Source organism: Cupriavidus sp. 05N38 (genome assembly GCF_056397345.1).
In genome coordinates, this window is sequence record NZ_JBFTNF010000042.1 from 24,777 (window position 1) to 38,793 (window position 14,017).

General features: G+C 66.4%; 15 protein-coding genes. 9 read left to right on the forward strand and 6 right to left on the reverse strand.

What is annotated here, in order from left to right:
• Positions 1–9: 9 nt before the first annotated feature.
• Positions 10–786 (reverse strand): SDR family NAD(P)-dependent oxidoreductase, encoded by a 777-nt coding sequence (locus AC1DK4_RS26590; RefSeq protein ID WP_441618658.1) that lies wholly within the window; start codon positions 784–786, stop codon positions 10–12.
• A 106-nt stretch (positions 787–892) separates the two neighbouring features.
• On the opposite strand from AC1DK4_RS26590, the gene AC1DK4_RS26595 reads away from it, so the two are divergent.
• Complete coding sequence (locus AC1DK4_RS26595) at positions 893–1,183, forward strand: hypothetical protein (RefSeq protein WP_441618659.1); 291 nt, start codon at positions 893–895, stop codon at positions 1,181–1,183.
• Between the two features lie 183 nt (positions 1,184–1,366).
• Here the strand turns inward: AC1DK4_RS26595 and AC1DK4_RS26600 are convergent, their stop codons facing one another.
• The 5 genes from AC1DK4_RS26600 to AC1DK4_RS26620 form a co-directional block, all read right to left on the reverse strand.
• Positions 1,367–2,023 (reverse strand): peroxiredoxin, encoded by a 657-nt coding sequence (locus tag AC1DK4_RS26600; protein WP_441618661.1) that lies wholly within the window; start codon positions 2,021–2,023, stop codon positions 1,367–1,369.
• Between the two features lie 408 nt (positions 2,024–2,431).
• On the reverse strand, positions 2,432–2,782 hold the full coding sequence (locus tag AC1DK4_RS26605) for a DUF1428 domain-containing protein (RefSeq protein WP_441618663.1): 351 nt from the start codon (positions 2,780–2,782) through the stop codon (positions 2,432–2,434).
• Between the two features lie 198 nt (positions 2,783–2,980).
• Positions 2,981–3,541 carry a hypothetical protein gene (locus tag AC1DK4_RS26610; RefSeq protein ID WP_441618665.1) on the reverse strand — a complete coding sequence of 187 codons (561 nt, stop codon included), beginning with the start codon at positions 3,539–3,541 and terminating at the stop codon, positions 2,981–2,983.
• Between the two features lie 145 nt (positions 3,542–3,686).
• Positions 3,687–4,841 (reverse strand): methyltransferase, encoded by a 1,155-nt coding sequence (locus tag AC1DK4_RS26615; protein ID WP_477131875.1) that lies wholly within the window; start codon positions 4,839–4,841, stop codon positions 3,687–3,689.
• Between the two features lie 107 nt (positions 4,842–4,948).
• Positions 4,949–5,890 carry a CysB family HTH-type transcriptional regulator gene (locus AC1DK4_RS26620; protein ID WP_441643587.1) on the reverse strand — a complete coding sequence of 314 codons (942 nt, stop codon included), beginning with the start codon at positions 5,888–5,890 and terminating at the stop codon, positions 4,949–4,951.
• A gap of 157 nt (positions 5,891–6,047) precedes the next feature.
• On the opposite strand from AC1DK4_RS26620, the gene AC1DK4_RS26625 reads away from it, so the two are divergent.
• The 8 genes from AC1DK4_RS26625 to AC1DK4_RS26660 all read left to right on the forward strand — a co-directional run bounded on the left by AC1DK4_RS26625 (position 6,048) and on the right by AC1DK4_RS26660 (position 13,592).
• On the forward strand, positions 6,048–6,821 hold the full coding sequence (locus tag AC1DK4_RS26625) for a sulfite exporter TauE/SafE family protein (protein ID WP_477131876.1): 774 nt from the start codon (positions 6,048–6,050) through the stop codon (positions 6,819–6,821).
• Between the two features lie 36 nt (positions 6,822–6,857).
• Entirely contained in the window at positions 6,858–8,537 is a 1,680-nt protein-coding gene (locus tag AC1DK4_RS26630) for a nitrite/sulfite reductase (RefSeq protein WP_477131877.1), read from the forward strand.
• An 18-nt stretch (positions 8,538–8,555) separates the two neighbouring features.
• A complete protein-coding gene (locus AC1DK4_RS26635; protein WP_441618675.1) occupies positions 8,556–9,140 on the forward strand; it encodes a DUF934 domain-containing protein in 585 nt (194 codons plus the stop codon).
• Positions 9,137–9,967 carry a phosphoadenylyl-sulfate reductase gene (locus AC1DK4_RS26640; RefSeq protein ID WP_441618677.1) on the forward strand — a complete coding sequence of 277 codons (831 nt, stop codon included), beginning with the start codon at positions 9,137–9,139 and terminating at the stop codon, positions 9,965–9,967. Before AC1DK4_RS26635 ends, AC1DK4_RS26640 begins: the two co-directional genes overlap by 4 nt.
• 13 nt (positions 9,968–9,980) lie before the next feature.
• On the forward strand, positions 9,981–10,943 hold the full coding sequence (gene cysD, locus AC1DK4_RS26645; protein WP_441650182.1) for a sulfate adenylyltransferase subunit CysD: 963 nt from the start codon (positions 9,981–9,983) through the stop codon (positions 10,941–10,943).
• Between the two features lie 137 nt (positions 10,944–11,080).
• Complete coding sequence (locus AC1DK4_RS26650) at positions 11,081–12,385, forward strand: sulfate adenylyltransferase subunit 1 (RefSeq protein WP_477131878.1); 1,305 nt, start codon at positions 11,081–11,083, stop codon at positions 12,383–12,385.
• A 39-nt stretch (positions 12,386–12,424) separates the two neighbouring features.
• Positions 12,425–13,183, forward strand: a complete 759-nt coding sequence (cobA, locus tag AC1DK4_RS26655) for a uroporphyrinogen-III C-methyltransferase (RefSeq protein ID WP_441618683.1) — start codon at positions 12,425–12,427, stop codon at positions 13,181–13,183.
• Between the two features lie 16 nt (positions 13,184–13,199).
• A complete protein-coding gene (locus AC1DK4_RS26660; RefSeq protein ID WP_477131879.1) occupies positions 13,200–13,592 on the forward strand; it encodes a hypothetical protein in 393 nt (130 codons plus the stop codon).
• Positions 13,593–14,017 lie beyond the last annotated feature (425 nt).

Consider the following 14,017-nt stretch of genomic DNA (forward strand, 5'->3'; position numbering starts at 1 on the left):
TTTATGGGGTCACATCCAGCTGAGCGTCTGGCCGCCGTCGACCGGGATGACGGCACCGGTGATGTAGCGGCTCGCATCCGACGCCAGCAGCAAGGTGATGCCGTCGAGGTCGTCCATCTCRCCGAAGCGCCGCATGGGAATGCGCTTGCCGATGGCTTCCTCGAAGCCGTGTTCCTGGAACTTGCCGTGCATGTCGGTGCGGAAATTGCCGGGCGCGAGCGCATTGACCCGGACCCCGCGGCTACCGAGTTCGAGCGCCATGATGTGCGTGAGGTGGACCAGCCCGGCCTTGGAGGCACCATAGCTGGCGAGCTGGCCGCTGGCGCGCAGCCCGGCCGAGGAGGTCACGTTGATGATGGAGCCGGTCTTGCGGGCGGCCATCGAGCGGGCAGCTTCCTGCGCCACGAGGAAGGCGCCCTTCAGGTTCGTATCGAAGATGCGCGCCACCTCGGCGGGGTCCTGGTCGACAAAGCGCTCGATGTAGATGATCCCGGCGTTGTTGAAGAGGATGTCGATGGGCTGTCCGAGCGCCGCCTGCGCTTCGGCCCATGCCGGCGCGATGGTCTCGGGCACGGTGACATCCAGGTTCACCGCGCAGCTTCGATGGCCCTGCCCGGCGAGCGCCTTCACGGCGTCCTGCAGCCGGTCGGCACGCCGTGCCCCCAAGGCGACGGCGGCGCCCGCCGCGGCGAGCACCTGGGCGACATGCAGCCCGATGCCGCTCGAAGCCCCGGCGACAAATGCTGCCTTCCCGCTCAGATCGAACATGACTGGTACGTTGTTCATTTCCACACCTCGATTCGAATAGTCCGGCACCAACGGTGGCGCCGTGTCTCCTGTCGCCCCGCCGGAACAGGCACGGCAGCGAGCGCTTCGCCGGAACCTGGCCTGCGTGCCAAATCCAGAGCAACTGCGGAACAATGTACTGCACAGCAGTTTTCATATCAAGAAAAAGACTGTGTTTGCGGAACAAAGTTTAAAAGCGTTTCGCTATGCAGTTCAAATTGAGTTAAGAGTGATGATAATGCCGCTTTTATGGGCAATGTCCGCCGATCCGGTGGCGGGCAGGCGGACAGGAGGGGGCGTGATCTGTTTTCTTGCGGCGCGGGCGTGGCGCGTGCCCGTCCGCACGGCGGCGGGGGCCCGGGAGACGTCAGGAGATATCCGGGCTAGTGCGGCCTGATGCGGGCTGGCGTGGGGTTGTGCGGGGGGAGTGCGCGTGGCGAGTGCGCGGGATGGTGCGGAAGGTGGTGCGGAAGGTGGTGCGGAAGGTAGGGCGGAGAGTAGCGCGGGGGCGTACGGAAACCGGCGCCATGGCGCGCGGGATGTCCCATCCCACGCGCCATGGCCGGCCAGGGGGTATGGCTTACCTGGGCTGCTCGACCACCCTCAGATAGGGCTTGAGCGTCTTGAACCCTTGCGGGTACTTCTTCTTGGCGTCTTCGTCCGACACCGAGGTGGGGATGATGACGTCCTCGCCCGGCTTCCAGTTCACCGGCGTGGCCACCGTGTGCTTGGCGTTGAGCTGGACCGAATCCAGCAGCCGCATGACCTCGTCGAAGTTGCGCCCGGAGCTCATCGGGTAGATCAGCATCGCCTTGACCTTCTTGTCCGGGCCGATGATGAAGACCGAGCGCACGGTGGCATTGTCCACCGCGGTGCGCGGCGCGGCGCCGCTGGCATTCGGGTGGATCATGTCGTACAGCTTGGCCACGTTGAGGTCGGCGTCGCCGATGACGGGATAGTTGAGCGCGTGCCCCTGGGTTTCTTCGATGTCCTTGGCCCAGGCGTGGTGATCGCTGACAGGATCCACGCTCAGGCCGACGACCTTGGTGTTGCGCTTGTCGAACTCGGGTTTCAGCTTTGCGAGGTAGCCCAGTTCGGTGGTGCAGACAGGGGTGAAGTCCTTCGGGTGGGAGAAGAGGATGGCCCAACCGTCACCAATCCACTCGTGAAAAGTGAGTTTCCCTTCGGTGGTGTCCGCGGTGAAATCGGGCGCCACGTCACCAATGCGAATCGACATGCTGAGCCTCCGTATCTTTGGGTTTGGGGAATCCGCCAGGCCGTCATGGCCAGGTGAGCGCAGTGCAGATGAAATTCATGGCGGAACCTGCACGGGAAATATATGCGTTCCGGAGCGATCCACAAAGGGTTCGCTGTGGCCCATGCGATATTGGCCGGTCTGGCTGGGGGCGCGCGGGGCGGGGGCGCGCGGCCTTGCCGCATGCCGTTGTTTCAAGATTGGAACAGCAAGGGGGGAGGGCCTGCGGGCTGGCATGGGTCGCGGCCGGTGCGTGAGCGGATGTGATGGGGGCTTTGCAATCGCCGGCGCGGTGGCGCCGGCTTTCCTGTCGGGCGCGTGGCGAGCGCGTCGCGCCTGCGGCGCCGGTCGCAGGCGAGGCCGCCTGCCGGCGGCATCGGCTTCCCTGCCTCAGGCGTCCACCAGCACCTCGAAGCCGCCAAAGATCATCCGCTTGCCATCGAACGGCATCTCGCCCTGCATCTTCAGGCGCGGGTCTTCCATGGCGGCTTTCATGCCGGCGTCGCGGGTCTTGCGGTCGGGCCACGTGATCCAGGAGAAGACGACGGCTTCGTCGTCCTTGCGCTGGACGGCCATGCTGAACGAAGTGACCTTCCCTTCGGGCACGTCGTCGCCCCAGCATTCGACCAGGGACAGCGCGCCGTTTTCCTTGAAGACCACGCCGGCCGCCTGGGCCATCTTCTTGTAGGTCTCGCGGTTGGCGATGGGGACGGGAACGACAAATCCATCGATGTATGCCATGTCTGATCTCCTTTGGTCGTCGAAAAGGGGGGCGGGCGCGTTGCGCGCCGCTACCAGGACGACGATTCAGTCTGGCCGGGATCGACGGCGGTCGCGGGATTTTTTTTGGGCGCGCGGCCTCGGGTGGCGCGAACGGCATGTTGCGTTTTCCAGGCTTGCGCTCATGGGCCGTGACAGGCACGCCACTGCGCGAGCCGCTTAGCCAAGCGGCAGCAGGTCGCGGAACGAATTCTCGATATGCGTGACCAGGGAAGGGCTGGCCATGCCGCCCAGCACCTGCCGGAAGTCTTCGAATGCCTGCTCGACGGCGGCGCGATCCGTGGCTTCGACAAGCCGGGTGCGGATGGGATGGTCCATGGTGCCGAAGCTGCGCGCCATGACGTCCATCAGGTACATCCGCGCCGCCGCAAGCGAGCGCTTTGCGCCGGCTTCGGCGGGAGGCGCGGCGGGCGATGGCGCGGGCTCTTGCATTGGCGCTTGTACCGGCGCTTGCTCTGGCGCTTGCTCTGGCGCCGGCGCCCCTCGTGCCGCGCCGGCGACCGCGGCCGCGACCTGGATCAGGCCGCCTTCGAGCAGTTGCGTGACGGCGCTGGCTTCGAGCCCGAGCTGCGCGGCCCGGCTGACCATGTCGGCCATGCTGGTGCGGCCATCGACCATGATCAGCAGCGCGCGGCTGCGCCGGTCGAGCGGCCCGCTTCGTTGTCCGATCGCTTCGCGACCTGCCTGCGTTTTTTCCAGCAGCCCAACCAGACCTTGCATGGCTCGTCCTCCCCGGGGTCGGGCCGAGCCTAGTGCGGCCAGGTTACAGCAGCATGACAGCACGGCGGCATGCGCCGCGTGCCTCGCCGCCGGCCGGCCGCACGAGGGAGCGTGACTTCCGGGGGCGTGGCAGGTCAGCCGGCGCTCAGCGCGTGCCCAGGCGCCACAAGGAGGTCACCTCGGCCGCGCGTGCCGTATGCAGCGCATCTGCCTGGTCGGTGGTCTTCGGGTGGCGCGGCTTGACTTCCAGGCGGCCCAGCATCTTCAGCCCGGCCTCATCGATCCAGCCCAGCAGCGTTTCGCGCGTGCGCAGGCCCAGGTGCTCGGCCAGGTCGGAAAGCAGCAGCCAGCCTTCGCCGCCGGGTTCGAGGTGGTCGGCCAGGCCGGCCAGGAAGCCCTTGAGCATCTGGCTGTCCGGGTCGTACACGGCATGTTCGATCGGCGAGTTGGCGCGCGCCGGGACCCAGGGCGGGTTGCAGACCACCAGCGGGGCGCGCCCTTCGGGGAAGAGGTCGGCCTTGACGATCTCCACCTGGCGGTCCAGGCGCAGGCGCTGGATGTTCTCGCTGGCGCAGGCCAGGGCGCGCGGGTCCTGGTCGGTGGCAATCACGCGCTTGACGCCGCGCTGGGCCAGCAGGGCGGCCAGCACGCCGGTGCCGGTGCCGATGTCGAAGGCGAGTTCGGTGGCCTTGGCCGGGAGCTGGGCCTTGGCGACCAGGTCGATGTACTCGCCGCGCACCGGGGAGAACACGCCGTAGTAGGGGTAGATGCGCTCGCCCAGGGCGGGGATCTCTACGCCCTTCTTGCRCCATTCGTGCGCGCCGATCAGGCCGAGCAGTTCGCGCATGGTGGCCACGTAGGGGGCATCGACCTCGCCGTGGGCTTCGCGGCAGGCCTCGGTCACGTCGGGTGCGCGGCGCAGGGGCACGCTGTGGTCGGCCTCGAAGGGCAGCAGCAGCATGCCGAGCGTGCGGGCGCGCTGCGACTGGGCCTGGCGGTGCAGGTGGAAGGCCTCGGTGGGGGTGGGCTTGGCCTGGGCTTTGGCGTTCCGGTGCGCCTTCTTGGGCTTGTCGGCGCGGCGGGCCAGGGCTTGCAGCAACTGGCGCGCGTTCTGGAAGTCGCCGCGCCAGAGCAGGCCGGTGCCCTCGCAGGCCAGGCGGTAGGCGGTGTCGGCGGAGGTGGTGTCGTCGGCGATGACCACGCGCTTGGGCGGGGGCATATTGGATTCGGAGCGCCAGTTGGCACTGCGTTCTTCGCCGTCTTCGRTCCAGTGGATCTTGCTTTGTTCTTGGTTCGTCATATTGGTTTCAGGCCAGTTCAGTGGGCCGGCTCCGCATGGCGGGCGGGCAGGGCGCGCCAGGCCGGGGCGCGCCGTCGGCATCGGACAGGCCGATGCCTTGTAAAAAATCAGAGTTCGTAGGCTTCGTGGTCGCCGGACATGGCCTGTTCCACCAGCTTGCGGTTCAGCGTGGGGGAGAACAGTTCAATAAAGGTATACACAAAGCTGCGCAGGTAGGCACCCTGCTTGACTGCCAGATGCGTCACATTGGTGCCGAACAGATGGCCGGCGGGGATGCCGCGCAGGTTGCGGTCGCGCTCGGCATCGTAGGCCAGCCCGGCCACGATGCCCACGCCCAGGCCGATCTCGACATAGGTCTTGATGACGTCGGCGTCGATGGCTTCGAGCACGATGTCCGGCTGCAGGTGGCGCAGCTCGAAGGCCTTGTTGATCTTGGGGCGGCCGGCGAAGTTGAGGTCGTAGGTGATGATGGGGTAGGCCATCAGGTCTTCCAGCGCCAGGTGCTTCTTTTCCAGCAACGGATGGTCAGGTGGCGTCACCACCACATGTTGCCATTGGTGACCGGGCAGCGAGACCAGGTTCTTGTCCTCGGAGATCCCCTCGGTGGCGATGCCGATGTCGGCCTGGTCGTGCAGCACCATGTCGGCAATCTGGCTGGGATTGCCCTGTTGTATGGAAAGGCGCACTTTCGGGTAGCGCTTGGTAAACTCGGCGATCACCCGCGGCAGGGCGTAGCGCGCCTGGGTATGGGTGGTGGCGATGGTGAAGTTGCCCTGGTCCTGCGCGGCGTAGTCCTTGCCCACCCGCTTGAGGCTCTCCACCTCCTGCAGGATCTTCTCCACTGACTCCAGGATGCGGCGGCCGGGCTCCGTCAGGCTGCGGATGCGCTTGCCGTGGCGGGTAAAGATATCCACCCCGAGTTCTTCCTCGAGCTCGATGATGGCCTTGGAAACACCTGGTTGTGATGTGTAGAGCGCTTTTGCGGCTTCGGTCAGGTTGTAGTTCTGACGTACTGCCTCACGCACAAAGCGGAACTGGTGCAGATTCATATAACTGGGTTCGTATAAACAAACAACTTCTTATTAGTTTGAGATATGAGGCCAGTTTATTACGATTCTCGAACTTTGTTAATGAACGGTCGGATTCTCCGCGCGTGGGCCTGCTTCCTGGCTCCCCCCGGAATACCGGCCGGCACGTGAGTCCTCCATGTCCCTTGCCTATACCGTTTCCGGTCTGCTAGTAGGCGTCCTCGTCGGTCTGACGGGCGTGGGCGGGGGCTCGCTCATGACGCCGCTGCTGACGCTGCTGTTCGGCTTCTCGCCGGCCACGGCGGTCGGTACCGACCTGGCCTTCGCCGCCATCACCAAGGGGTTCGGCACGCTGGCGCATCGCGCCCACGGCCACGTGCAGTGGCAGGTGGTGCGCCGCCTGTGCATCGGCAGCCTGYCGGCCGCGGTGGCGGCCATCCTGGTGCTCAAGAGCGCCGGCGAACTCGACGCGCAGTGGCTGCACGCGATCCGCCTGACGATCGGCGTGTCGGTGATCCTGACGGTGCTGTCGCTGCTGTTCCGCAAGCAGATGCTGGGCTGGCTGGCCCGCAACCCGCGCTTCCAGCTCGAAGGCCGCGCCCAGGCCATCGCCACCGTGCTGGTGGGCGCCGTGATCGGCGTGCTGGTGACGGTGTCCTCGATCGGCGCCGGCGCCGTGGGCGCCACGCTGATCCTGCTGCTCTACCCCAAGATGAAGCCGGCCGAAGTGGCGGGCACCGATATCGCCTACGCCGTGCCGCTGACGGCGCTGGCCGGGCTGGGCCATGTGTGGCTCGGCACCGTGAACTGGACCCTCTTGCTGTCGCTGCTGGTGGGCTCGATCCCCGGCATCTGGCTGGGCGCGCAATTGTCGCGGGCGCTGCCCGAACGGCTGGTGCGCGCCGCGCTGGCAACCACGCTGACGCTGGTCGCCATCAAGCTCGTCTCCTGAATTCAACGCATACCGAATACTGAACGGACCCACACCATGTATCAGTACGACCAATACGACCAGCGCATCGTCAACGAACGCGTCGCCCAGTTCCGTGACCAGGTGCGCCGCCGCCTGTCCGACGAACTGACCGAGGAAGAATTCCTGCCGCTGCGCCTGCAGAACGGCCTGTACATGCAGCGCCATGCCTACATGCTGCGCGTGGCGATTCCGTACGGCCTGCTGTCGAGCAAGCAGATGCGCATGCTGGGCCATATCGCGCGGACCTATGACCGCGGCTACGGCCACTTCTCCACCCGCCAGAACATCCAGTACAACTGGATGGAGCTCGAGCGCGTGCCCGACGTGCTGGCCGACCTGGCCAGCGTGGAAATGCACGGCATCCAGACTTCCGGCAACTGCGTGCGCAATATCACCACCGACCACTTCGCCGGCGTGGCGCCGGACGAATCGGTGGACCCGCGCGTGCTGGCCGAGCTGCTGCGCCAGTGGAGCACGTTCCAGCCGGAATTCGCCTTCCTGCCGCGCAAGTTCAAGATCGCCATCTCGGCTTCGGCCGACGACCGCGCCGTGGTGCAGATGCACGATATCGRCATCTACGCCTACCGCAATGCCGAAGGACAGACGCGCCTGCGCATCCTGGCCGGCGGCGGCCTGGGCCGCACCCCGATCCTGGGTTCGGTGATCAAGGAAGACCTGCCCTGGCAGCACCTGCTGTCGTACGTGGAATCGGCCATTCGCGTGTACAACCGCTATGGCCGCCGCGACAACAAGTACAAGGCGCGCATCAAGATCCTGGTGAAGGCCATCGGCGCGGAGAAGTTCGCGCAGGAAGTCGAGGAAGAATGGCAGCACAGCAAGGATGGTCCCGCCACCATCACGCAGGCCGAGTTCGACCGCGTGGCGCAGTACTTCGCGCCGCCCGCCTATGACAAGCTGGCCGACACCGATGCTTCGTACGAGAAGCACCTGCTGGAAGACAAGGCCTTCGCCCGCTGGGTGAGCCGCAGCGTGCATGCGCACAAGGTGCCGGGCTACGCCGCGGTGACCCTGTCGACCAAGCCGGGCCCGGTGTCCCCCCCGGGAGACGCCACCGATGCGCAGATCGACCTGGTGGCCGATCTGGCCGACCGTTACGGCTACGGCGAACTGCGCGTGGCGCACGAGCAGAACCTGGTGCTGCCGGACGTGCGCAAGCGCGACCTGTTCGCGCTCTGGCAGGAAGCCAGGAAGGCTGGCCTGGCCACCGCCAACATCGGCCTGCTGACCGACATCATCGCCTGCCCGGGCGGGGATTTCTGCTCGCTGGCCAACGCCAAGTCGATCCCCATCGCGCTGGCCATCCAGGAGCGCTTCGACGACCTGGACTACGTGCACGACCTGGGCGAAGTCACGCTGAACATCTCGGGCTGCATCAACGCCTGCGGCCACCACCACGTTGGCAATATCGGCGTGCTCGGCGTGGATAAGGACGGCGAGGAGTGGTACCAGGTGACCCTCGGCGGCGCGCAAGGCAACAAGAGCGCCATCGGCAAGGTGATCGGCCCGTCGTTCAAGGCCGAGGAAATGCCCGACGTGGTGTCGCGCATCATCGACACCTTCGTGGCCAACCGCCATGAGGACGAACGCTTTATCGACGTGCTGGGCCGCATCGGCATCGCACCGTTCAAGGAACGGGTGTACGCCGACAAGCAGCGCGAACGCGCCGAAGCCTGAGCACCGGAGAAACAAGACATGGCAAAGATCATTCAACTGCAACGCGGCGAGCAAGGCGCCAACCCCACGCCGGTCATCATCGACGATGCCTGGACCGTGCTGCGCGGCGCCGAGGGCCAGCCCGTGACCGACGAGCAGGTCGCTGCCGCCGCCCAGGGCAAGGACGCGGTGCTGTTCCCGCTGACCGCCTGGCTGGCGCACAAGGACGGCGTGCTGGCCGGCCGCGCGGCCGGCATCACCGGCGTCTGGCTGGCGCCCGAAGACGAGCCGGCCGATGCGCAGGCAGCCTTCGACAACGTGTCCGTGGTGGCGGTGGACTTCCCCGTGTTCCGCGATGGCCGTGGCTTCTCCACCGCCTACCTGCTGCGCACGCGCTACCACTGGGCCGGCCAGCTGCGCGCCATCGGCGACGTGCTGCGCGACCAGCTCAACTTCATGAAGCGCTGCGGCTTCGATACCTTCGCCGTGCGCGCCGACAAGAACATCGAGGACGCCATCAAGGGCTTCACGGAATTCACCGTGGCGTACCAGGCATCGGTGGACGAGCCGCTGCCGCTGTTCCGTCGCAACCGTGCCGAAGCGCTGGGCAGGGAAACGGCATGAGCGAGATCTCCATTGCCAGCGTGCCGGTGACCGTGCTGTCGCCGCTCGCCGCCGCGCCCGACGCGCCGGTCTCCGGACTGCGCCCGCCGGCGCTGTGGACGGCGCCGGAATACACCGGCAGCGTGGCCGATCTCGAGGCCAAGGAACGCGAGCTGGGCCTGCGCCTGGCCGGCATTGCCGGGCGTTTCTTCCGCGCGCGCTTTGCCTCCAGCCTGGCTGCCGAGGACATGGTGGTGACCGACGCGATCCTGCGCGGCTCCGAAGCCGTGCGCGCCGGCATCCGCGTGTTCACGCTGCAGACCGGCCGCCTGCACGCCGAGACGCTGGCGGTGCTGGATGCGGTCAAGGCGCACTATGGCTACGACATCGAACAGTTCACGCCGGACCCCGAGGCCATTGCGAACTACCTGAAGAACCACGGGCTGAACGCTTTCTACGACAGCGTGGACCTGCGCAAGAGCTGCTGCGGCATCCGCAAGGTGGAGCCGCTGAACCGAGCGCTGTCCCATGCCGATGCCTGGCTCACGGGCCAGCGCCGCGAACAGGCGGCGACGCGCTCGGAGCTGCCCTTCGAGGAAACCGACGAAGCACGCGGCATCCCCAAGTTCAACCCGCTGGCCGACTGGTCCGAAGCCGAGGTGTGGGCTTACCTGAAGCGCCACGACGTGCCGGTCAACGCGCTGCATGCCAAGGGCTACCCCAGCATCGGCTGCGAGCCTTGTACGCGTGCGGTGCGCGCTGGCGAGGACGTGCGTGCGGGACGGTGGTGGTGGGAGAGCAAGGACTCGAAAGAGTGCGGGCTTCACGAACAGAACATCAAGCATTGAGGCCAAGAACGACATGGGCATCATGAACGAACTGAAGGGCGCGCCGGACGTGGCCCACCTGCTGCAAGTGCAGAACGACCACCTCGACAAGCTCGAGGCGGAATCCATCTACATCATCCGCGAGGTGGTGGCCGAGTGCCGCAACCCGGCCCTGCTGTTCTCGGGCGGCAAGGACTCCATCGTCATGCTGCACCTGGCGCTCAAGGCCTTCCGCCTGGGCGACCGCAAGACCGAGCTGCCGTTCCCGCTGGTGCATATCGACACCGGCCACAACTACCCGGAAGTCATCAGCTTCCGCGACCAGCGCGTGGCCGAGCTCGGCGCGCGCCTGGTGGTGGGCCATGTGGAAGACTCCATCAAGCGCGGCACGGTGCGCCTGCGCAAGGAAACCGACTCGCGCAACGCGGCCCAGGCCGTGACGCTGCTGGAAACCATCGAGGCGCACAAGTATGACGCGCTGATGGGCGGCGCCCGCCGCGACGAAGAGAAGGCGCGCGCCAAGGAACGCATCTTCTCGTTCCGCGACGAGTTCGGCCAGTGGGACCCGAAGGCCCAGCGCCCCGAACTGTGGAGCCTGTACAACGCCCGCATGGCGGCCGGCGAACAGATGCGCGTGTTCCCCATCTCCAACTGGACCGAGCTGGACGTGTGGCAGTACATCGCCCGCGAAGAGCTGGCGCTGCCGCCGATCTACTACGCGCACGAGCGCGAAGTGGTGCGCAAGAACGGCCTGCTGGTGCCGGTCACGCCGATCACCCCGAAGCAGGCTGGCGACGTGAGCGAAGTGCTCTCCGTGCGCTTCCGCACCGTCGGCGACATCAGCTGCACCTGCCCGGTGGCCAGCGTGGCGGCCTCGCCGATCGAGATCATTGCCGAGACGGCGGTGACCGAGATCACCGAGCGCGGCGCCACCCGCATGGACGACCAGACGAGCGAAGCCTCGATGGAGCGCCGCAAGAAGGAAGGCTACTTCTGACACCGGACGCCTATGCGGGCACATCGCGTCGTAGCGCGGGTGCTCGTGTACCGATGTACACGTCGCCCCCGCGCGCCAAGCGCTGCCTCCCGCATCTGCGCCGGAGCGAGCGCCCCGGGGGAACAAAGGATCTGATTATGAGCACCCAAGCATCACACCAAGGCCTGCTGCGCTTCATCACCGCCGGTTCGGTCGACGATGGCAAGAGCACGCTGATCGGCCGCCTGCTGTACGACAGCAAGGCGGTATTGTCGGACCAGCTGACCGCGCTGACCCGCGCCAAGAACAAGCGCACCGCTGGCGAGCAGATCGATTTCTCGCTGCTGACCGACGGCCTCGAGGCCGAGCGTGAGCAGGGCATCACCATCGACGTGGCGTACCGCTACTTCTCCACCGCGCGCCGCAAGTTCATCATCGCGGATACGCCGGGGCACGAGCAGTACACCCGCAACATGGTGACCGGCGCGTCCACCGCGCATGCCGCCATCGTGCTGGTCGACGCCACCCGCGTGACCGTGAACGACGGCCGCGCCGAGCTGCTGGCCCAGACCAAGCGCCATTCGGCCATCCTCAAGCTGCTGGAGATCCAGCACGTGATCGTGGCCATCAACAAGATGGACCTGGTCGAGTTCAGCGAGCAGCGTTTCGACGAGATCCGCAACGCCTACACCGAGCTGGCTGGCCAGCTGGGCCTGAAGGACGTGCGCTACGTGCCGGTGTCGGCCCTGCGCGGCGACAATATCGTGCACGCCAGCCAGGCCATGCCGTGGTACGCGGGCGAGCCGCTGCTGCCGCTGCTCGAAGCGCTGCCGGTGGAAGAACCCGCGCCCGAAGGCGACGCCGCGCTGCGTTTCCCGGTGCAACTGGTGATCCGCCAGGATGGCGCCCAGGCCGACGATTTCCGCGGCTACGCGGGCCGTGTCGAGGCCGRCACCGTGCGCGTGGGCCAGAAGCTGCGTGTGCTGCCGGTCAACCGCGAAGCGGTGGTGGCCGAGGTGCTGACGCCCAATGGCGTGGCCGAATCGGCCAGTGTGGGCGAGACCGTCACGGTGCGCCTGACCGAAGACGTGGATGTATCACGCGGTGATATGTTCGTCGCCGCCACCGCGGACAGCGTATCGGCCAAGAAGCTGACCGCCGACCTGTGCTGGTTCGACGACGAATCGCTCAATCCGGCGCGCAAGTACGTGCTCAAGCACACCACGGCCAGCGTGTTCGCGCGCGTGTCGTCGGTGGACCGCGTGCTGGACGTGCACACGCTGTCGCACGAGACCGGCCGCCACGACATTCGCCTCAACGATATCGGCTCCGTGCAGCTCTCGCTGCAGAAGCCCATCGTCTGCGATGTCTACGGCGACAACCCAGCCACCGGCGCCTTCGTGCTGATCGACGAGGCGACCAACCACACCGTCGCCGCTGGCATGATCCGTGCATTCGCCTGAGGCGTATGCAACAAGCGAGCGAAGGCTAAGGAGCAAGGCATGGGCAAGGTCTACCTGATCGGCGCGGGTCCCGGCGCTGCGGACCTCATAACGGTGCGCGGTGCACGACTTTTGGGCGAAGCCCAGGTGGTGCTGCACGATGCGCTGGTGTCGCCCGAGATGCTGGCGTGGTGCCCGCAGGCCCAGCTTGTCGAAGTGGGCAAGCGCTGCGGCCAGCGTTCCACCGCGCAGTTGTTCATCAACCGCCAGATCGTCGACATGGCCGGCAAGCATGAGCGCGTGGTGCGCCTCAAGGGCGGCGACCCCATGCTGTTCGGCCGTGCCGACGAGGAACTGCAGGCGCTCGAAGCCGCCGGCATCGAGTACGAGATCGTGCCCGGCATCACCGCCGCGCTGGCGGCGGCCTCCGCCATCCGCAAGCCGCTGACCAAGCGTGGCGTGGCGCGCAGCGTCGCCTTCGCCACCCAGAGCAAGGCCGCCGATACGATCGACGTGGAAGCCGATGTGAAGGCCGATACGCTCGTGTATTACATGGGGCGCGACCAGGCGGCATCGATTGCCGCCCAATTGATCGCCCACGGCAAGCCGGCTTCGACGCCTGCCTGGGTGGTCGAGGCCGCAACGTCCGCACGCCAGCGTAGCCGTGAATTCACCCTGCGCCAGATGGCGGCGGGCGAAGCGGCGGCCTGGATCGACCCGGCACAGCCTAGTCTGTTGATGATCGGGGAAGCGCTGGGAGCGCGGCGGACCGAAGGATTGCCGGCTGAGGCTGTTGAAGGGATGACGCGGGCGGCATGAGGGGGATGGGTTATGTTTGAGTGTGAATCAACTTCAAAAGCTTGAATTTAACGTCAAAGTCGGCTTCGACGACAAAGTCAAAGTCAAAGTCAAAGACAGAGTCAACATCAAAGTCAAAGGCTTTCGCGCCCCCGGCGCGACCTACTTTCTTTTGTCCGAAAAGAAAGTAGGCCAAGAAAGCGGACTCCTGGCCGGAGGGGCAGAAGAATCCAGGGGTGACGGGATTTGCGGATTCGTGGTGGGCGTGTCGGTTCTGCTGGGATCTGCCGGTACCGGCGCTGACGGCCACTACACCGCGAAAGGTGCTGGATTCGTGGTGATGCCCCTGATCGCTGGCGCTCTGCCAGTTCGGGCATCTGCCGTTACCGGCTCGGGCGGCCACGGCATGGCACCGGCACTGGTTTCGTAGTGGGCGTGGTGGATCCGGCGCCGGTGCATTGGGTTTCGGTGTTGGGCGGCCACGATATGGCACCCTCGGTGCCTAATAGCGCCAGCTTCAGAAGTGAGCCGGCACATTTGCGTACCGGTCCACCGCGCCCACCACGAAAACACGAGGGTGCCATGTCGGGGCCGCCCGAGCCGGTAGCGGCAGCAGCTTGAATGGCCTGGGCCTGGGCCTCGGCCATCATGGAGCCGTAACGTGAAACGGCCACMTCCGGGWTGSCAYCGCGGCCAGCGCCGGTAGCGGGCCCAATGGCACCGGCTTGAGAAGTAACCCAGCACACCCGCGCCCCGGTCCACCGCGCCCACCACGAAAACACGAGGGTGCTACTCCGTGGCCGCCCAAGCCGGTAGCGGCAGCAGCTTGAACTACCTGGGCCTCGGCCACCATGG